Annotated in this window: 15 protein-coding genes and 6 tRNA genes; 11 read left to right on the top strand and 10 right to left on the bottom strand. The window is 37.1% G+C overall.

Translation table 11 applies throughout. The features are described from left to right. The first annotated feature begins 6 nt into the window (after window positions 1-6). Window positions 7-183 carry a hypothetical protein gene (locus tag LOS73_RS03515; RefSeq protein ID WP_007378927.1) on the top strand — a complete coding sequence of 59 codons (177 nt, stop codon included), beginning with the start codon at window positions 7-9 and terminating at the stop codon, window positions 181-183. An 82-nt stretch (window positions 184-265) separates the two neighbouring features. Here the strand turns inward: LOS73_RS03515 and LOS73_RS03520 are convergent, their stop codons facing one another. Then, the gene (locus LOS73_RS03520; protein ID WP_007378402.1) at window positions 266-1,579 is read right to left on the bottom strand and encodes a peptidoglycan DD-metalloendopeptidase family protein; all 1,314 of its coding nucleotides are present in this window, start codon (window positions 1,577-1,579) and stop codon (window positions 266-268) included. 323 nt (window positions 1,580-1,902) lie between these two features. Between LOS73_RS03520 and tyrS the strand changes: the two genes are divergently transcribed. Further along, window positions 1,903-3,102: a tyrosine--tRNA ligase gene (tyrS, locus tag LOS73_RS03525; RefSeq protein ID WP_007378401.1), complete on the top strand. Its 1,200-nt coding sequence runs from the start codon at window positions 1,903-1,905 to the stop codon at window positions 3,100-3,102. A 63-nt stretch (window positions 3,103-3,165) separates the two neighbouring features. On the opposite strand, the gene LOS73_RS03530 is transcribed toward tyrS, so the two are convergent. The 4 genes from LOS73_RS03530 to folE2 form a co-directional block, all read right to left on the bottom strand. Beyond that, window positions 3,166-4,110 carry a cobalamin biosynthesis protein CobD/CbiB gene (locus LOS73_RS03530; protein WP_457934493.1) on the bottom strand — a complete coding sequence of 315 codons (945 nt, stop codon included), beginning with the start codon at window positions 4,108-4,110 and terminating at the stop codon, window positions 3,166-3,168. After that, window positions 4,111-4,818: a 5'-methylthioadenosine/S-adenosylhomocysteine nucleosidase gene (gene mtnN / locus LOS73_RS03535; protein ID WP_008133796.1), complete on the bottom strand. Its 708-nt coding sequence runs from the start codon at window positions 4,816-4,818 to the stop codon at window positions 4,111-4,113. It abuts the gene before it with no gap. 125 nt (window positions 4,819-4,943) lie between these two features. Next, window positions 4,944-5,540, bottom strand: a complete 597-nt coding sequence (locus tag LOS73_RS03540) for a DUF2726 domain-containing protein (protein ID WP_007378398.1) — start codon at window positions 5,538-5,540, stop codon at window positions 4,944-4,946. A gap of 115 nt (window positions 5,541-5,655) precedes the next feature. After that, complete coding sequence (gene folE2, locus LOS73_RS03545) at window positions 5,656-6,576, bottom strand: GTP cyclohydrolase FolE2 (RefSeq protein WP_457934494.1); 921 nt, start codon at window positions 6,574-6,576, stop codon at window positions 5,656-5,658. 232 nt (window positions 6,577-6,808) lie between these two features. Here folE2 and arcB point away from each other — a divergent pair, with 232 nt between their 5' ends. Continuing rightward, on the top strand, window positions 6,809-9,127 hold the full coding sequence (gene arcB / locus LOS73_RS03550) for an aerobic respiration two-component sensor histidine kinase ArcB (RefSeq protein ID WP_096793700.1): 2,319 nt from the start codon (window positions 6,809-6,811) through the stop codon (window positions 9,125-9,127). 13 nt (window positions 9,128-9,140) lie between these two features. Here arcB and arcA read toward each other — a convergent pair whose 3' ends face one another. The 4 genes from arcA to trmB form a co-directional block, all read right to left on the bottom strand. Then, on the bottom strand, window positions 9,141-9,857 hold the full coding sequence (gene arcA, locus LOS73_RS03555; protein ID WP_007378395.1) for a two-component system response regulator ArcA: 717 nt from the start codon (window positions 9,855-9,857) through the stop codon (window positions 9,141-9,143). A gap of 475 nt (window positions 9,858-10,332) precedes the next feature. Next, window positions 10,333-11,937: an ATP-binding protein gene (locus LOS73_RS03560; RefSeq protein ID WP_457934495.1), complete on the bottom strand. Its 1,605-nt coding sequence runs from the start codon at window positions 11,935-11,937 to the stop codon at window positions 10,333-10,335. A 149-nt stretch (window positions 11,938-12,086) separates the two neighbouring features. Then, window positions 12,087-13,112, bottom strand: a complete 1,026-nt coding sequence (locus LOS73_RS03565; protein WP_033039627.1) for a methyltransferase — start codon at window positions 13,110-13,112, stop codon at window positions 12,087-12,089. Window positions 13,113-13,176: 64 nt separating this feature from the next. Next, the gene (trmB, locus tag LOS73_RS03570; protein WP_007378392.1) at window positions 13,177-13,902 is read right to left on the bottom strand and encodes a tRNA (guanosine(46)-N7)-methyltransferase TrmB; all 726 of its coding nucleotides are present in this window, start codon (window positions 13,900-13,902) and stop codon (window positions 13,177-13,179) included. A gap of 161 nt (window positions 13,903-14,063) precedes the next feature. Between trmB and mutY the strand changes: the two genes are divergently transcribed. Continuing rightward, entirely contained in the window at window positions 14,064-15,125 is a 1,062-nt protein-coding gene (mutY, locus tag LOS73_RS03575) for an A/G-specific adenine glycosylase (protein ID WP_457934496.1), read from the top strand. Between the two features lie 33 nt (window positions 15,126-15,158). Continuing rightward, on the top strand, window positions 15,159-15,431 hold the full coding sequence (locus tag LOS73_RS03580; protein WP_007378389.1) for an oxidative damage protection protein: 273 nt from the start codon (window positions 15,159-15,161) through the stop codon (window positions 15,429-15,431). Window positions 15,432-15,490: 59 nt separating this feature from the next. Here LOS73_RS03580 and LOS73_RS03585 read toward each other — a convergent pair whose 3' ends face one another. Then, the gene (locus LOS73_RS03585) at window positions 15,491-18,265 is read right to left on the bottom strand and encodes an ATP-binding protein (RefSeq protein ID WP_457934497.1); all 2,775 of its coding nucleotides are present in this window, start codon (window positions 18,263-18,265) and stop codon (window positions 15,491-15,493) included. Window positions 18,266-18,603: 338 nt separating this feature from the next. On the opposite strand from LOS73_RS03585, the gene LOS73_RS03590 reads away from it, so the two are divergent. The 6 genes from LOS73_RS03590 to LOS73_RS03615 all read left to right on the top strand — a co-directional run bounded on the left by LOS73_RS03590 (window position 18,604) and on the right by LOS73_RS03615 (window position 19,411). Beyond that, a tRNA-Phe gene (locus tag LOS73_RS03590) sits at window positions 18,604-18,679 on the top strand. Between the two features lie 71 nt (window positions 18,680-18,750). After that, window positions 18,751-18,826, top strand: a tRNA-Thr gene (locus LOS73_RS03595). Between the two features lie 55 nt (window positions 18,827-18,881). Further along, a tRNA-Phe gene (locus LOS73_RS03600) sits at window positions 18,882-18,957 on the top strand. Window positions 18,958-19,014: 57 nt separating this feature from the next. Further along, window positions 19,015-19,090 (top strand) — tRNA-Thr (locus LOS73_RS03605). 67 nt (window positions 19,091-19,157) lie between these two features. After that, window positions 19,158-19,233: transfer RNA gene (locus LOS73_RS03610), tRNA-Phe, on the top strand. Window positions 19,234-19,335: 102 nt separating this feature from the next. Further along, window positions 19,336-19,411, top strand: a tRNA-Thr gene (locus LOS73_RS03615). The last annotated feature ends 586 nt before the right edge of the window (window positions 19,412-19,997 follow it).

Here is a 19,997-nt window from a genome sequence, read left to right on the forward strand (position 1 = left end):
ACTGATATGAATATATTCGTTATTTTAATTGGTTTGTTTGTAGCACTTGCTGTGCTTATTCCGTTACTTGAAAAGTATCAAACTAAAATAGGGCTCAACGGCGCAACCAAATACAGTAAATATATTTGGCCATTAGTGATGGTGTCTTTAGTTATTCAGCTCATATATGTACTAATGTACTAATGTACTAATGGTTTATAGCGTATACAAAAAAGCCTTTGCAGGTTAACCCCGCAAAGGCTTTTTTAATGTTTATTAATAAACTTTATTTAAGTGCTAACTGTAGCTCGCGATTGCGCTCAAGCTGGGCAATAAAGTTATCAGCAATAGGTTTAAACTTGGCAAGTTCTGAGCGAGGTAATGGCTCTGACTTAGGAAGTTTTACAGTTTTAGGGTTACGGTGAACGCCATTTACTAAAAATTCATAGTGTAAATGTGCACCAGTAACACGACCTGTAGAACCTACAGTACCAATTTTTTGGCCCTGTTTAACTTTTTGGCCCGTTTTAACTAGCTTCTTATTTAGGTGTAAGTACTTAGTTACATATTGCGTACCATGGCTAATAAATACGTAGTTACCGTTGTACTTGCTGTAACCCGCTTTAATTACTTTACCGTTACCAGATGCAACAACTGGTGTACCGGTGCGTGCTGCAAAGTCGATACCACGGTGCGCTCTAACTTGCCCAGTAACAGGGTGTAAGCGGCGAGGATTAAAGCTCGAACTAATATACTTAAAGCTTACAGGTGCACGTAAAAATGCTTTTTTCATGCTACGCCCTTCAGGCGTATAAAAATTGCCGTCAGTATGGCGAATAGCTGCAAAGCGCTGACCTTGGTTTACAAATTCAGCTGCAATAATCTTACCGGTACCAATAAACTCGCCATCAACATAGTGAGACTCGTAAATTAAGCCAAATACATCACCTTTGCGAATGTCGTTTGCAAAATCAACATCCCAACCAAATATGTCAGCAAAGTTCATTATTTGGCGTTCGCTTAAACCAGCTGCAATTGCTGAAGTCCAAAAGTTGTTAGATATTTCGCCGCCAGCGGTTTTGGTTAGCGTTTCAATTTCTTTGCTATCAATAGCTGTATCGTAGTTACCTTCTTCGTTTAAGGTAACAAATAAAGTATCTGTTTTTGAAATTACATAGCGCAGTTGAGCTAAGGAGCCATCTTCAGCTGTCGCAAAACTAAGTATTTCACCTGGGTGAATTTTAGTCAGTTTGCGAGTCTCTGCATTAGTGTTAATTAGTTTATGAAGCGTTTGAGCCGAAAAACCAGCACGCTTAAAGATAATTGCTAAATTGTCGCCATTTTTAACTTTATGATCGACAAAGTCGTATTCTGGTAACTTTTCTGCTGCTTGCTCTGAATTTAACTCAGTTAATTTTTCGTTGTTATCAACTTTAACTTGTAACTCATAGCGCTTACCAATCTCTAGTGCATTTACACTATTATCTTTAGATGCAGTTGCTTTTTCAGAAGGAAGAAAGAGCAAGCCGGCAATAGCAGAAACCAAACCTAGAATAAGCAATTTGTGTTTTTTGGGGAGGGTGTTAACCACGTGAACCATAACGTGCCTTTTTCTGCTGTCAAGATAATAAATACATAATATTGCAGGATATACCTAATAATGTGCGAATACTAGTGTTTTGTAGATTTAAACTAACGCTGAATTGCGCTAGAATCGAGGTTTGAAGACCTTTTTTAACTGCTTCGTTAACTCAGACTATACGTATTATGTTTAGTTGCATTAATCACTTAAAAAGTTATTTTAATTAGGTAAAATTTGTTATGTTAGTTACATATATAATCTTGGTTTAAACCTGTATTAAATCGAGATAACGCAACTAGCTAGTCGCCTCTTTCGTTGGCAGAATTTTGGAGTAATACACAGTGGATTTACAAACCGCTCTTGCAGAGATAAAACGCGGTGCAGAAGAAATATTAATTGAAGACGAATTAGTTGAAAAACTAAAGACGGGTAAAAAGCTAAAAATAAAAGCGGGTTTTGATCCAACAGCACCCGATTTGCATTTAGGGCACACTGTACTAATTAATAAAATGAAAACCTTTCAAGATCTTGGTCATGAGGTTATTTTCTTAATTGGTGATTTTACAGGCATGATTGGTGACCCAACAGGCAAAAATGTAACGCGTAAACCACTTACTCGTGAAGATGTACTGGCTAATGCTGAAACGTATAAAGAGCAAGTATTTAAAATACTTGATCCAGCAAAAACAACAGTTGCGTTTAACTCTACTTGGATGGAAAAGTTAGGCGCTGCAGGTATGATAAAACTTGCTGCTAATCAAACCGTTGCGCGTATGCTTGAGCGTGATGATTTTAAAAAACGTTACGGCAGCGGTCAGCCAATTGCGATTCATGAATTTTTATATCCACTTGTGCAAGGTTGGGATTCGGTTGCACTAGAGTCTGACGTTGAACTGGGTGGTACTGATCAGCGCTTTAACTTGTTAATGGGCCGTGAGCTACAAAAAGTAGAGGGTCAAAAGCCGCAAACAGTATTAATGATGCCATTACTTGAAGGCACTGACGGCGTTCAAAAAATGTCTAAGTCGCTTGGTAACTACATTGGTATTACTGATGCGCCAAACGATATGTTTGGTAAAATAATGTCAATTAGTGATGTGCTAATGTGGCGTTATTACGATTTATTAAGCGCGCTTTCTATTGAGGAAATTGCAGCTCAAAAAGAACGTGTTGAGCAAGGTACTAACCCGCGCGATATTAAAATTGAGCTCGCAAAAGAGTTAATAGCGCGTTTTCATAGTGAAGAAGATGCACAAGCTGCTCATAATGATTTTATTCAACGCTTTCAGAAAAAAGCGCTGCCAGATGAAATCCCTGAGCTGACAGTAACAATTGCCGAAGATGCTATTTTAATTGCTAACTTGCTTAAAGAAGCAAACTTAGTCGTAAGTACATCAGAAGCAATGCGTATGATTAAGCAAGGTGCAGTTAAACTTAACGGTGAAGATAAAATCACCGATACCAAACTTGAAATAGCAAAAGGCACAACGGCTATTTACCAAGTAGGTAAACGTAAGTTTGCAAACATCACTGTAGCTTAAACACAGTTTAAAAACGTAAAAACCAGCCTCGGCTGGTTTTTTTTGGCTCGTATTTTAAGCCCTTTAAATCACTTTTAATATTTCTATGCTGACTATCACTAACAACCAAAATACACGTGCCTGATTCAGTCTATTAATTATTACGGGTACATCATTGGGTGTGGGTAATCTATCAGTACCAATACGCATTTTATTAAAGCGAGTTCCAAAATAAACAGCTGGTCCGCCTAGTTGTACCCCAATAGATGCAGAACATGTACTGAGTAGCCAGCCCGTATTTGTTTGATAAAAGTGCCGGCCATAATGCTTTATATAATGCATGCTTTGTTTGCTTGCTCTACTCGCTGCAATAGTTAAAGCGAGTAAGCGCATAGGAATAAACTCAATGATAAACAAACTTACTTTAAGTGGCTTTAAAAACGGGCTGTTAGGAGAGATATCTCCACGCCATGCTTGCAGTATTAAGGTAAGTAGTCGATAAGCAAGGGCGGCAATGGGGCCAAAAGCTAAAAATATAAATATAACTACGAAATAGTATCGAGCAGTGCGCAGTATTAAACTCTCTATTAATGCTTTGATAATACCAGCAGATGAAAGTCTGCTTACTTCACGGGCAAGCAGTGGCTTTAGTAATTCGCGCGCAGTCGATTTTTGATTTTGTTTAGTTAGTTTTGCAATACGCAGCGCTTTTTTATCAATACTTTTACTTTCGAGGCATAAATATAAAATAAGGCCTGCGAGTAATTCAGGGTAAAAAGCGAATTCAAGCAATAGCACCACAATAATGAGAATGACACTTAAAATAAGCGTGCTTGCGAGTGTTGCAGCTAAATATTGGTAACTTTTAGGTTCTTTGCTTTTATATATACGCTTACCAATAGCACTAAAAACGGCATTTAACGCTGTATTGGGGTGATACCAACTAACAAGAGGGATAAAGCGCTCAGCAAAGAGCGCTATAATAAAGGCAATAAAGTCCAAATGGCTCTGAACAATATTGCTAAGCATTTACAGAGATACTGCCGTTAGCTTTTCTAAAAGTGCGACAACCATTTTAGATGAATTGATTGATGCTGTTTCTAGGTATTCTTCAAATGACTGCGGTGATTCTTTTCCTGCAATATCAGACATCGAACGAATAACCACAAATGGTGTATTAAGCGTAAAACATGTTTGTGCAATTGAAGCTCCTTCCATTTCAACGGCAAGCATTGTAGGAAAATCGCTGCGTGCTTTATCAATGCGTACAGGGTCACACATAAATGTGTCGCCAGTACAAATTAAGCCCACTAATGTTTTAACATCACTAATTTTTGCGATTGTTTGCTCTGCTGCTTCAACCAATTTAGGGTGAGCTGCAAAGCCTGCTGGCATTTGTGGTACTTGGCCAATCTCATAACCAAAAGCAGTGACGTCTACATCATGGTGACGTACTTCTGACGAAATGACTACGTCGCCAACACTTAGCGATGGATCGAATCCACCGGCTGAGCCTGTGTTAATTACACAGTCAGGTTTAAAGTTATCGATAAGTAAGGTGGTTGCAATAGTTGATGCCACTTTACCAATACCAGATTGAACAAGTGTTACTGTGTTGCCAGCTAGTTCGCCAGTATAAAAAGTGAAACCTGCTTTAGTTAAAATTTGTGGATTTTGCATAGCTTCGCGTAAAATTTTAACTTCTGGCTCCATTGCGCCAATAATACCAACATTCATAATGTTTAATTCCTGAGTTTGAATGACTTGATTATACGTGAAGTTAGCCATAAAAAACAAAAAAGCGAGCAGTTTTCACGGCTCGCTTAAAATACTTTTAGAAACGTGTTTAGCTCAGAGTATTACTAAATTTCAGCTAAAGCTGTTGTTTGTGCCTTTGCTTGAGAAGGTGATAGTACTGCCGGTTTATGAACACGATTACGAATTGGGCGTTTTGCTTGAGAGGCGCCAGGTTTACCAATTTTATACATAATAGCATCGCGTACTTCAGAAGGGCGGTATCCCGACTTTACTTTCATTCGAATATGAGGAATACCTGCTGCTTCAAGTGCACCATTAACAAACCAATCACGCTGTGCTTTGTGGCCATCTTTATTTGCGTTATTAACTAAATCAACTGCGGCTACAATAGTCATTTTATCTTTATCGATTAATACAAAATCAAGTTGTTTATTTTTTGCTTTAGCAATTGCTGCACGTTTAGATTTAGGTGATAAGCCTTCTTTACAATCAATTACATCGACTAATTTTACGCGGCTTACAATTTTGTATTGATCGCCAACAGCACGTTCTAATAAACTTAAAAAGGCACTCTCTACTTGCGTAAATACGCTCTGCTTGCGAGTAAATGGATACGGATTCCCACCATCGTCACTAAATTTTGATACAACAACAGACGCACCCACAACTAATACTAAAATAGATAATAAAGCGAATTCCATACGGTAACCTCATAACAACAAATTGACACTGCATAACTAAAGCAATTAGTGTGCCTAAATAATGTGTATTAAGGTTTTATTGTTATCGCGTTTTTATGCTTTATTCAGTTTATGGTTAAGCTTGATAACCGTTAGTGAGCCCTTTAACTGCAATAGCAACTGCATCATGGGCATGGAGTGATTCATAATGGTTTATTTGTAGCCAATAATCTGCGTAATTATTATGTTCAAGTAATGCTTTTATTTTACGTGCAGCATCTTCGCAAAACATTAAGTTTTGACCATTCAAACGAGCAAACTCCTGTTCATCTTCGCGCTTAACTGCGGCTTGAACAGGTGTTCTTAGTTCCTCCTCAAGCATGTTTATTAAATTTACGACGTCAAATTCATCAGTTTTGCTATTAAGTTTTACTTTTACATTAGCAATAGAGCGTTGTGAGTGAGGGGTGGCAACAATACCTTGCGTTGTACCAAGCCACTCATGTACGTCTTTCTGGCTCAGTGTTTCTTGATTAAACTTCTCACTAAATGCATTTTGTATCAGCTGACGAGCAAGCGCCGCTGAACAGGGACAGGTTGAAGAATAAGTAACGTCGACTGTTAGCTCATAATGAATATTGTTATTTTCAAGTGTACTAGTGAGCGTAATTGGATAGCTTTTCCAACCTGTTTTACCACTTAGTAGTGATTTACGGCGTAATGGTAGTTCAAATTTAAATTCAATTTGTGCTTTATCGCTCAGGCCTTCGTGACTAGTAATAAATGTATCGAGTGCTTGCGCTATAGTTTGAGGGTTAACTTGCTGCTCAGTAGACAACATATCAAGGGCTAAAAATAGGCGCGACATATGAATGCCTTTAGCCTCTTCTTTGTGAAGGTTAACAAATGCACGGGCTTTAGCATTAACAGTAACAGGCGCTAAATCACGGGATTCGAAAATGAATGGCAGCTCAATTTCACCCATACCAACCCAGTCTAATTTACCTGTTTGTAAAGCGGGGGCGGTGTCAGCTATATCGGGCATATTAGTTTGCATGGTATGTTACTCGTTAATTGCAATGATAAGGCGTCGTATTTTACACGAAATAATCATCTCCTGAAATGAGGACTTTAATAGTGTTTACTTTCGAGCATGAATTTTTTCTGTTTTTGTCGCACAACATGAAAATAGCTAATAGAAAAATGCTAAAATCGGCAAAAATAGTATGTTTAGCAATTTTTACTGCCTTACTTATGTTTAAGCACACCGCTAAGAGATAAAATTACGTATGACCGATTATTCTTTGAGCCCTTGGGTTCGGGTACTTTCCAGCTTAATAACACGATTTGGTGAGTTTAAAACTGCCGCTATTTGTTATTCTTTATTATTAGCCGCATCTCTTATTTTATCGAGCATGTTTTATTATGTCGCAATAGGTGAATTTCACTTTGTTGATATTTTAGCCGTGGTTTTTTTTGCTGCTGTTGTGTCTCCGCTAATTATTAGTGTGCTACTCAATTCAATCCGTCAGTTAGACGCCTCATATGCATATTTAGATAGCGCAACCAAACAAGAAAAATTACTAAATCAGACGCTTAAAGATAATATCAGCCGATTAAATATTGAAATTGATGAACGTAAAATGGCATTTCATGCTAAGCATCGCGCTATTGAAGAGTTACGCCGAGAAATAGCAGAACGTAAAAAAACACAGCAAGAGTTAGCACAACAAAGTATGTTGCAACGCTCTATTGTTGACTCATCACCTGATTTATTTTATTACCGCGATAACAATGGTGTGTTTGCTGGATGTAATAAAGTATTTGAAGAAGTAATGGGAAAGTCCAGCAGTGAGCTTATTGGTAAAACAGTTGAGCAAATATTTCCAAGTGATTTTCTATCTGAAGTTTTAAGAACCGATAAAGAAGTAGAGCAAAACCATCAACCCCTAACTATCGATGTTGGTTACGAAGTAAACGGTGAAACTCGTTGGTTTGAACTACGTAAACTTCCTTTTATTAATGATGAGGGCGATTACATAGGTTTACTTGGCTTTGGCCGTGACATCACCAGCCGAAAAGAAGCCGCGCAAGCACTTGAAACAGCATATAAAGATAAAGGGAAGTTTATTGCAACATTGAGTCATGAGTTACGTACTCCGCTAAATGGTATTGTTGGGTTAACTCGGATGTTACTTGATACGGATCTTAATAAACAGCAACGCAGTTGGTGTAATACAGTCTTCTCGAGTGCTGAAACATTAGGTAATATTTTTAACGATATTATAGATTTAGATAAAATAGATAGAGAACAACTCGATATAGCCACTAATTCAATTAATGTTTCTGACTTTATTAATGACGTTGTGAATTTTGCTGGGCTTATTGCTGAACAAAAAGAACTAAAGTTTAATATTGAGCGTCATGGTGTGCTTGACGTATATGCAGAGTTAGATCCGACCCGATTGCGCCAGGTTGTATGGAACTTAATTAATAACGCTGTTAAGTTTACTCAGCAAGGTGAAGTTAAGCTTGTTTGCCGTAGAGAAAATCGCTCTGAAGGCGCCTGGTTAGTCATGAAAATTTCAGATACAGGCCAAGGCATACCGCAAGAGCAACTCCCACGAATATTTGATATGTATTATAAAGCACCAGATATAAAAGGGACTAATGCAATTGGTTCAGGAATAGGACTTGCTGTTACGAAGGCCTTAGTGAGTGCTATGAATGGTATTATCACTGTCGATAGTACCGAAGGGAAGGGCAGTTGTTTTACGGTTCAAATACCCTTAAGCCTCTGTATTGCTCCAACGGAACAAGGTTATGTTGGTCGAAGCCTGCATATTTTACTGGTAGAAGATGTGCCGCTCAATGCAGAGATTGCGACTAACTTATTAGAGCAGCGAGGACACGAAGTATTATGGGCCGAAACAGGTGAAGATGCTCTATCTTTTGTTGAAACTGAAGACGATTTAGATTTAATTTTACTTGATATGCAATTACCAGATATAAATGGTGACGAAGTAGCTAGGCAGATACGAGCTGATAGTTATTTTGATAAATTACCGATTGTTGCACTTACTGCTAACGTTCGAAGCGCAGAAGAAGAGCTTGCGGGAATATCAATACAAGGAGCACTTGCTAAACCTATTAATACAGTGAAACTTGATAAAATGCTTGCTGACCTATTCGATATTAAAAAAATAGAGAATAAAGCGCCTCAGTTAAAAGTGAGTGCAGAAGCACTTAAAGGCATTAATGCTCATCTACTTGATGTTGAGACAATAGAAGACTTTGTTAACTCAATGGGAGTGGTTGTATTTAAACGCAGTAGTCAGTTGTTTGAAAAGTTAAACCCACAATACCAACAAGAGTTACTTGCTTCATTAAATAGCGGTGATAGAGAAGAGTACAAATCGGTAGCGCACAAGCTTAAAGGAGCCGCTGGATCTGTTGGTTTAAATGATGTGCAACTTCATGCAAAAGTAATGGAATATGGCGCTATTGATGAAACTGATGAAGTTTTAAACGAATGGTTAGATGTTCTAGCAGATAAAATAAATGAAGGACAACAAGCCCTTCATTTATTTTTACAGCAATTAGAGTAAATGTTCGTTCTAATTAGCTATCAATTTTACCAATAAAGCGATAACCCTCACCATGGATAGTGCTGATTAACTCTGATGTTGAGTTGTCGCTTTCAAAGTGTTTACGAATACGACGAATTGTAACATCAACAGTACGGTCGTTTGCACGAAGCTCACGGCCCGTCATGTGTTTAATTAATTGCTCACGGCTAAAAATGCGGCCAGGAGAATCAAGCATTAAACGCAGTGCTCTGTACTCACCTTTAGGTAAACGCTTAGCATCACCATTGGGAGATGTTAGGCAACGGCTGTTTTCATCAAGTTCCCAACCATTAAATGTAATAACACCATTTGTTTCTAGTGCTGATTCTTCACCACCTAGCGCTGTACGTGTAATTAGGTTACGCGCTCTAATTGTCAGTTCGCGTGGGTTAAACGGTTTAGTGATATAATCATCAGCACCAATTTCAAGCCCCAAGATACGATCAACATCGTTATCTCGACCCGTTAAGAAGATAAGGCCCACTTTGCGCTTTTGGCGTAATTCACGAGCTAATATAAGACCGTTTTTACCTGGAAGATTGATATCCATAACTACAAGATTAACGTCATCGTTATTTGTAAGCTTGTCATGCATGTCATCGCCATCAATGGCTTCAATAACTTTGTAACCTTCAGCTTCAAATAAACTAACGAGGTTTAGTCGAGTTACGTCTTCATCCTCTACGATTAGAATGACTGGCGTTTGCATTATTAATTAACCTTTTGGATTATTTACAAAAAAATCGGTATTACACATAAAACCGATTACTAGAGATTATAGGATTATATCCAATTGTTAACAAGAAAAAACAATGTGGATAAATTTTAAACAGTAGCGTATTCAAAGTTTACTAAAAAGGGCCGTGCAAAAACTACTGTTTAATAGATATATCTACGGATGTACTCATTTGAATAGTAAAGTCGAAGCCATTTTCTTTTAATAATCGATACATCCATCAATTATGTAAAAGTGCTTAAAATAATCAAACCAATTCAAAGCGAAATTATATCATCATCTAACCTTTCATCAATGTATGTGATATCACAAAGATGATAAAGTTCACAAATGACTTCGTATTAATTATTTAATATTACGTATTTTACCACATGCACTCTTTATGTGGTCATTAAGTAGTAATTCAAGGACTAAATTTTAAATTAATGTACTTTTTAGTTATATTCCATTAAGGAATTGTAATTATAAAGCGTGCACCCTGTTGTTCTTCTAGATCAAAGAGTATTCGCCCCCCAAGTGATTGCGTAACTAAATTATAAACTAGATGCATTCCAAGACCGCTTGCACCTTGCCCTCTTTTAGAGGTAACAAAGGGGTCAAAAATTCTATGCTTAATACTGTTATCTACACCTTGGCCATTGTCACTATAAACGATAGTGAGTTGTTTCCCGATTAGCTCAATATCAAAGCGTATTTCGTTGTTTTCAGCATCTAAAAAACCATGAATTACAGAATTAAGTAATAGCTGTTGAAATATTTGCTGTAACGGCTCTGATTTACTCTGTATGGCTAAATCAGTAGGACAATTAATAGTAACGACAGGGTTTTTATCGGTAAGCTCTGATTGCATTGATGTTAGAACATCGCTGATAAGCTTATGGATGTTTAAATTGGTATTGTCACCATCATCTTGAATAACCGCAACTTTTTTAAAGTTAGAAATTAAATCAGCAGCGCGATTTAAGTTACGATAAATTAAATCAAGATTTTCTATACCTTCATCTATAAAGTTTTTTAATTGGTTAGACGTAAGTTTTTTATCATCAAAGCTTAGTTTTATATCAGCGAGTTTATCACGCAACAATGTAGAGCCGGTGATCCCAAGTCCAATCGGTGTATTAACCTCATGAGCAACGCCTGCAACCATTTGCCCAAGTGAGGCCATTTTTTCATTTTCTACAATTTGTGTTTGATACTGGTGCATACGCTCAAGTGTCGTTAAAAGATCTTGATTTGCTTCTCTAAGTGCAATAGTACGTCGATTTACTTTTTCTTCTAGATTCTGGTTTAATTGTTTTATTTCTTCTTTATCTTTTTCGTGTCGGGTAAGTTGCTTTTGAGTTCGGGCAAGCATGATATTTAAACTGTTAGAAAGCGCGGTAATTTCTTTTACATTGGTTGATGGCGCTCGTGCGTCGTAATTATGGTTCTTTGATACGTCTTGCAATAGTCTGTTTAAATGCTCAATTGGCTTTGCAATCCGTTTTTGTACTTTTATAGCAATAAAGTACACCACAATAAGTATTAGTAGCGTTAAAAATATATCGATTAGTATTTTTTGTTTTATATATACATCAAGGCTCTCAAGACTTCCACGCATGTAAACGTAGCCAACTAATTTTTCATCATTTAAAATTGGGCGTATAAGTTCAATATATTCATTGTTGATACGTGGTGTTTCTAATTCGTCAATGCTATCTATTCTAAGTGGCACCGGAGGTGTTTTTTTTGCATTAAAACTGATAAAAAAAACTGGTTTTTGTGAGGTTTTTTCTATTGAATAAATATGGATGTTTTTAACAAGTGGGATTTTATCAAACGATTTAAGCCGTCTTTCTTCATTTTTTCTATTGTTTGTTATTACAGAGTTTCCTGCATCAAAAGCAACAATTTCAGAAAGAATAACCAGTTTGCTAATAATTAACTGCTTTTGTTCTTTAACACTTAAATAAGTTGAAATAGAAATAGATAACGACAAGCAAATAGTTGTTATAAGCATAATTAAGTTTATTAGCGCTTTGCGAATACTGCTTTGATGTACTTTTTTAGGCATTGTTTGATCGTCGCCTGAGTTAATTTAATTAGTTAAGATTATAGTTTAGCAAAGACGCAGAAAAATGAAGGAAAAAACGAGGCTAATTCTTATATTTATTCGAAAGTTAGCGCGAGCACTTAACGTGCTCAATCAGTTAAATATTTAAATTAGCTACTATAAACAGCAAATTTATTATTTTTAAATACCGTTTGATAGTCTGCAAATTGAGACTCTAGAATAGGCGGGTACTTTAAAAAGCTGTTAGCAACAATATTCAGCTTGCCCACTTTCGTCAAATGTAATTTTGCGTTTGCAAGAAAAGTTTCAGCAACAGTGTAATCAGTTGCAATACCAGTATGAAATGGTGGGTTACTTACAATTAAATCAAATTTTCCGCTAATATTTTTCAGACCATCGCTTAATATAGCAATGCCTTTTATACCATTTAGCTTTAAAGTTTGTTCTGTTGCATATGTTGCTAAGGCGCTAACATCGCTACAGACAAACTCAAGGGCTGAGTTTTGCAGTCCTAAATAGGTTGCTATTAAACCTGCGCCGCAGCCAAAGTCGAGCACTTTACCTTGTTTTATCGTTGGTGCGTTTTCAAGTAGTATTTTTGTTCCTGCATCCAAACTGCCGTGGTTAAATACCCCAGGAACACTGATAGCTGTAAACTCAGTGTCGGCAACATTAACAATAAACTTTTTGTGATAGGTCGTAATATCAAAGTGTGGGTGTTTGGTTATTTCAGCAAATGAGTAAAGAACGCAGTGCTTAGCTGAATCAATCTTGTTACTAAACTCAGCTTTACCAGCTAATTGTTTTTCAATTGATTTAACACCACTTTTGTTTTCACCTACCACCAATAGCTCGGCATCATCAGTAATAGCAGAGCGGATATTATCAAGTGCCATAAGTAATTCTGGTTTTGATTTAGGGTAGTAAAGAATAACTAAATCGTAGTCGTTACCAGGTATTGTGTGACTTACATGAATATCAACATCTTTGGTGTTTTTAGCAAACTCTCCGTTAGCATGGTTGTAGCTAAACGCAGTTACTTTGCTTTGCGGGTTAAGTTCTTTAAGCTCTGTTAAAAAGCCATCTTGAACAAAGTTGACCACCAAGATAGATTTACCCGTTAGTGCCTCGCTATTTCGAAGTAACAGTAAACTTGGGTTGGTTAATACGCTCATAAATGGCTTTGCCTTACAGTATGTTTAGTTTTATTAAAAGTGAGATTAAGTAATTAAAATTTAATTACTCAGTACGCTCAAACATTAAATCCCATACGCCATGGCCTAAACGATGGCCGCGTTGCTCAAACTTAGTAAGAGGGCGCAAATCTGGGCGTGGAACATAATCGTTTGTTTCAGATTGGTTTTTAAAACCAGGTGCCACTTTCATAACTTCAAGCATATGCTCTGCGTAGTTTTCCCAATCTGTAGCCATGTGAAAAACACCGCCCATTTTTAATTGAGTTCTTAATTTTTCAACAAACTCAGCTTGTACAATACGACGTTTATGATGACGTTTTTTATGCCAAGGATCAGGGAAAAATAATTGCAGTGTGGTTAAGCTTTCATTAGGTATGCAATCTGCAAGTACTTCAATTGCATCGTGTTCAAAAATGCGTAAGTTGGTAATGCCTGCTTCATCGGCATCCATTAAACAAGCACCAACGCCTGGGCGGTGTACTTCAATACCGATAAAGTTTAGATGTGGGGCATTTGTTGCCATTTCGACAAGCGATTTACCCATACCAAAACCAATTTCTACGACTACATCGTTGTTGTTGCCAAAAACTTCGCTTAAATCAAGCATACCGTTTTTATGCTCTAGGCCCATTGTTGGCCAGCATTTTTCGATTGCAGCGGCTTGGCCTTTGGTTAATCGACCTTCGCGTTTTACAAAACTGCGAATGGTGCGGATGTATTTACCTTCTTGCTTAGCTTGCTCAAGGTTAGTGTTGCTTGATTCACTCATATTATTGGCCTGACAAAAACAATGTGTTTAAAAATGGTTGCATATTATCCCTGACCGAGCCCGCAATCACAAGTATTAGCTGGTTTTGCACCGCGTATAGCTTGATCTTTTTGTTAACTGCAATAGACTGAGCCGCCATTGGGCATCAGTAAAAGTTAAAAATGTTGGATTTAAATAAAGAACAGTCACACTTATTTTCTAATCAAGTTGTTGATTGGTATCACCTTCATGGGCGTAAAACGCTTCCATGGCAACTAGGTAAAACTCCTTATAAAGTGTGGGTGTCTGAAGTGATGCTGCAGCAAACCCAAGTTATTACTGTTATTCCGTATTTTGAGAAATTTATGGAGAGCTTTCCAGATATCATAGCTTTAGCTGATGCGGATGAAGACTTAGTACTGCATCACTGGACTGGCTTAGGGTATTACGCTCGTGCGCGTAACTTACACAAAACAGCTAAAATAGTACGTGACAAATACCAAGGTGAGTTTCCGAAAACACTCGATGAAGTAATGGATTTACCTGGAATAGGGCGCTCTACTGCCGGGGCTGTTTTATCATTGTCGCTTGGGCAGCATCACCCTATTTTAGATGGGAACGTTAAGCGAGTATTAGCGCGCTATTTTATGATTGAAGGCTGGTATGGTGTTAAAAAAGTCGAAAACCAGCTTTGGCATTTATCAGAGCAGTTAACGCCTAAAGATAATGTTACCGAGTTTAATCAAGCTATGATGGATTTAGGGTCGAGTGTTTGCTCACGCAGTCGGTTTGATTGCGAGGCTTGCCCATTAAACTCAGGCTGTGGTGCTTTTAATGCAGGCAAGGTAAAAGAGTTCCCACATTCAAAACCTAAAAAAACAACGCCTAAAAAAAGCTGTCATCAGTTAATAATTAAGTGTAATGACAAAGTTTTAATGGAAAAACGACCTAATTCGGGAATTTGGGGGGGGTTATTTGGCTTTTTTGAATTTGCTGAGTACGCAGATCTAGAAGTATTTATGGCGCAGCAAGGGTTTAAGGCTCAGCTAAAACAGCTTGATCCATTTGCACATATATTTTCGCATTTTGAACTAACGATAAATCCACACGTACTGAATATAAAGTGTATTCCTGATGTTGTTAATGACAGACAGTTAATATGGTATCCATTAGATCAGTCGATAGAAGTTGGTTTGGCCGCACCGACTAAAAAGTTGGTTAAACAAATTGCACCAATAGGTTAAACTGTTTGCATTTATCGCTAAAGAGAATTAATTATGGCACGTACAGTATTTTGTCAAAAGTTACAAAAAGAAGCAGAAGGTCTTGGGTTTCAATTATACCCAGGTGAAATTGGCGAAAAGATTTTTAATAATATTTCCAAAGAAGCATTTGCTCAGTGGCAACATAAGCAAACAATGCTGATTAACGAAAAGCATTTAAATATGATGGATCCAGAACATCGTATATTTTTAGAAGAGCAGATGGTTGGCTTTTTGTTTGAAAATAAAGATGTAGAAATTGAAGGTTATAGACCTCCAGAAAAGTAATTTTACTTTAAATTAAAAAGGGCTGTCTAACAGCCCTTTTTAATTTTGTTAAACGATAGCTAAATTAGCTCATCGTCTTGTGCGGCAATTTTCACTTGTTCTTTTAAAAATTGAGCCGCTTTTGAATATTCAATCTCTAACTTATCTCTTAAATCAATTAGCTCATCACTTGTTAGTTCATCAGCCTTACATTTATCTTCAAATGACGTTGCTAAATCGGCCACCATTTGCGCACCGATTGTCTTTGATATTGACTTTAACTGGTGACAGCCTTCAATTATTTCATTTAAGTCACTTACCATAACACCCGAATTAATAGATTTAATTAAACTTTGGCTTTGTTCTAAATACATTTTGAAAAAACGCATTTGTTTAGCTTTATCACCGTTTACATATTTAGCAACGGCATCCATATCAACAGGTAAAGCGGTATTTTGATGAATAACAACATTTTTACCGTTGTTTTGTTTATCGCTCCAGCGTTTTAAAGTACTTTCTAATGCATTCAATTCAATGGGTTTAGTGATGAAATCATTAATACCTACTGCTAAACAGCGCTCTTTCTCACCTTTTAAAGCATTGGCCGTGACGGCTACAATATAAGGCTGGGCATCGATTGCTTCTAGTAACTCAGCTTCACCTCGGATTTTTTCAACCATGTCGTAGCCAGACATTTTAGGCATATGCAAATCAGTTAAAATAAGTGAGTAATTGCCTTTACGCCACATATTAAGGCCTTCTACGCCATCATTGGCAACTTCTACTCCGTAACCCAATATGTGTAACTGGTCGGTTAATACCTGTTGATTTAAGAGGTTATCTTCAACAAGTAGTATTAGTTTGTTAGCTTGGCGGGCTTGCTCAACATTTAAATAGTTGTTAAGCGTTTTAGTTTTTTTAATCTGTTTTGGTTGGTGCAGGCCAGCGGCAACAAGTATTGAAAGCATAAAGTTAGATTTACATAATGGAGCTGCATTAATATAAAAAATATTTTTATGATTTATGGCTGCTTCATCTAGTTTGCTCAGCACTACCACTTGTTGGTTATTATCTTCCAAAGAATAAAGCAAACGTCTTAAAAGTGCGTTAATTTTATCCATATTGTCGATACCGTCAACGACCCAAATTATATCCGGATCATATTGATGCTCTTCAATTTCCTGCTCATTATACACATTCGTTATTTTAGCACCCATAAATGATAAATAACGATACATTACTTTTTGACGCTCAAGGTGATTACTCACAACAACAATGTGTTTAGCGTTTAATGCTCCTTTGTGATCATATTTTATTTTCCCCGAAGTGCTAAATGGGAGCTCAACAGTGAATTCACTACCAATGCCAATATGGCTGTTTACGTGTATGGTTCCAAGCATTAGCTCTGTTAAGCTTTTACAAATAGATAAGCCTAAACCGGTACCGCCATATTCTCTTGTGATTGAGTTTTCTGCTTGAATAAATGGATTGAATATTTCTCGCAATTGAGCTTGTGTCATCCCTTTACCGTTATCGGTTACACAAAAACGTAAAGTGAAGTGATCGGCTGTATTATGTGCAACTTCAACTGAAATTTTCACATGGCCCTGCGTTTTTTCATCCGTGCTAGTAAATTTAATTGCATTACTACATAAGTTATAGAGTACTTGGCGTACTCTAATAGTATCACCTATAAGGTTTATCGGAATGTCTGGGGCAATAGATAGCTCTAAATCAAGCTCACGTTTTTTTGCCACTGAGGAAAGCACTCGAGCAACTTCTTCAATAGTATCAGTTACTGAAAATGGGATTGGGTCTATATTGAGTTTACCAGCTTCAATTTTTGAGAAATCTAAAATGTCGTCCAATATACTTAGTAGAGAAAATGCAGACTCACGAATAATGGTACTCAGACGATGCTGAGCGCCATCAAGCTCTGTTTGACGAAGTAAATCAATAGTACCTATAACACCATTCATCGGTGTTCTGATTTCGTGACTCATAGTCGCTAAAAAAGTTGTTTTAGTTTCACTTGCTCGTTCGGCCTTTAACGTTGCTTGTTCAAGGGCCAGTGTGCGGTTGTGCACTTCTGTTTCTAAGCTGTTTTGAAGCTTTTGTAGCTCTTTTTGGGCTGTGTCGTTATTTGTCATTGCCGTTTGTACTTTTTGCAGCAACAGATTAATATTTTGCGCAACAACATTTAAACCTATTTCAAGTTGTTCACTTACATTACTATCGTAATTACCGTTCTCAGCGATGGCTTGAAGCTCTTCGGTTAGCAAACCAGTGCTTGCACGTAAGCGATTGTTTATATAAACATTAAATATTAATGCAAATATAAACAGTGCTATAACACTGGCAATAGCGATTAGATAGGTAACAACTTGGGAGTTCTGCATGGTAAGTAAAAGGTTGGATTGCTTTTGCTTAATTATAAGCTCTCCAATAGGTTGGTCGTTTAACATTAGTAAGTGATGTAAAACACCATCGTCAATTAGGTGCTCATTTAGTTTAATAGAAGCGATTGCTGGTTTGGTACTGCTATATACTAATTCTGTTTGTGAAGTGGAGTTAAAGCGATACAAAGTGTAATGAAAGTCATTATTTAATAATGAGGTTAAATCGAGTAACTGCCTTACTTTACCTTGGCCATACATAGTTAAAGCATCGACCAAAGGTAAATCAAGCCTAGTTGCGAGATCTGCAATATTTATAGACGGCTCTATTTTTTCAGAACGAGTTTGATTTTGTGAGTAAAGTGAATAGGCAACAATAGCAAGCGATGTCACTACTATATTAATGATTAAAAAAAGAGGTAGTAAGCCCTTTACCGGCGAAGAATATTTACTCTGCATTGATTGTTCCCGTTGGTATATTTTACTACGATAAGTCCTTATCGTATTTATCTGAGTAATCGTAACACCTAAAAAAAATAATTCACTACGTTTTTAGTCTGGTTTCAGTGTATTTATATGCTACATCAACTTTTGTTGTAGGAAAAATAAACATTATTAATAAAAAATGTACGGGGTTGGCTGAAAACCGTGCAAACGGTTATAAAGGATAAAAAAAAAGTTGACTTGTAAGGGCAAAACTCGTTTAATACGCCGCACGCCCAGATAGCTCAGTCGGTAGAGATGAGTGGGAATTGCATTAAAAATCATTTAAGATTTTTAATTAGCACTGTTTAAGTGCCTCGATAGCTCAGTTGGTAGAGCAGAGGATTGAAAATCCTCGTGTCCCTGGTTCGATTCCGGGTCGAGGCACCATTTATTACAGTAGTGGTGTTTAATCAACAGTTTAAACATTATTACGCGTGCCTTAGCACACAGTTTTGTGTGCCGACTTAGCTCAGCTGGTAGAGCAACTGACTTGTAATCAGTAGGTCAACCGTTCGACTCGGTTAGTCGGCACCATTTATAAAGCTAAAAGTTAAATAATTATTTTACTTTTAGTTAGCACAGTTTATGTGCCTCGATAGCTCAGTCGGTAGAGCAGAGGATTGAAAATCCTCGTGTCCGTGGTTCGATTCCGCGTCGAGGCACCATTTACTTTAAGTTCTCAATCTTTAAAATTGAACGTGCCTTAGCACACAGTTTTGTGTGCCGACTTAGCTCAGCTGGTAGAGCAACTGACTTGTAATCAGTAGGTCAACCGTTCGACTCGGTTAGTCGGCACCATTTATTTACTAAACTAGTTTAGTAAAAAGTTAACTTAGAAAATTTAGTTAACTAGCACAGTTTATGTGCCTCGATAGCTCAGTCGGTAGAGCAGAGGATTGAAAATCCTCGTGTCCGTGGTTCGATTCCGCGTCGAGGCACCATTTATTGAAAAGCCTTGCTTATGCAAGGTTTTTTTATTTTAAGTGCTTTATAAAAGTTCTCAATCTTTAAAATTGAACGTGCCTTAGCACACAGTTTTGTGTGCCGACTTAGCTCAGCTGGTAGAGCAACTGACTTGTAATCAGTAGGTCAACCGTTCGACTCGGTTAGTCGGCACCATTTATTTTAGGTAATTTAAAGCAACTAACTTGTAATCAGTAGTCTGTTCAAGTTACCCGTCGACTCGGTTAGTCGGCACCATTTATTTTAGGTAACTTAAAACAACTAACTTGTAATCAGTAGTCTGTATAAGTTACCCGCTCGACTTTGTTAGTCGGCACCATTTATTTAAAAGCCTCGCTTACAGCGAGGCTTTTTTGTTTTCAACTTGAGAATTAAAAATACCCATAGTTAAGAGCAAGGCAACTGACTTGTAATCAGTAGTCTGTTCAAGTTACCCGCTCGACTTTGTTAGTCGGCACCATTTATTTAAAAGCCTCGCTTATAGCGAGGCTTTTTTGTTTTCAACTTGAGAATTTAAAATACCCATAATTAAGAGCAAAGCAACTGACTTGTAATCAGTAGTCTGTATAAGTTACCTGCTCGACTTTGTTAGTCGGCACATTTATTTAAAGCCCCGCTTATTGTGGGGCTTTTTTGTTTTTGTATAGTTAATCTCTTAAACACATTACAAAAAATTAATTTTTTATTATTAAAAACTGCTGATCATTTACTCATTTTTACCGTATAACTTGCAAATATGTTA

This window comes from Pseudoalteromonas sp. SCSIO 43210 (assembly GCF_054133285.1).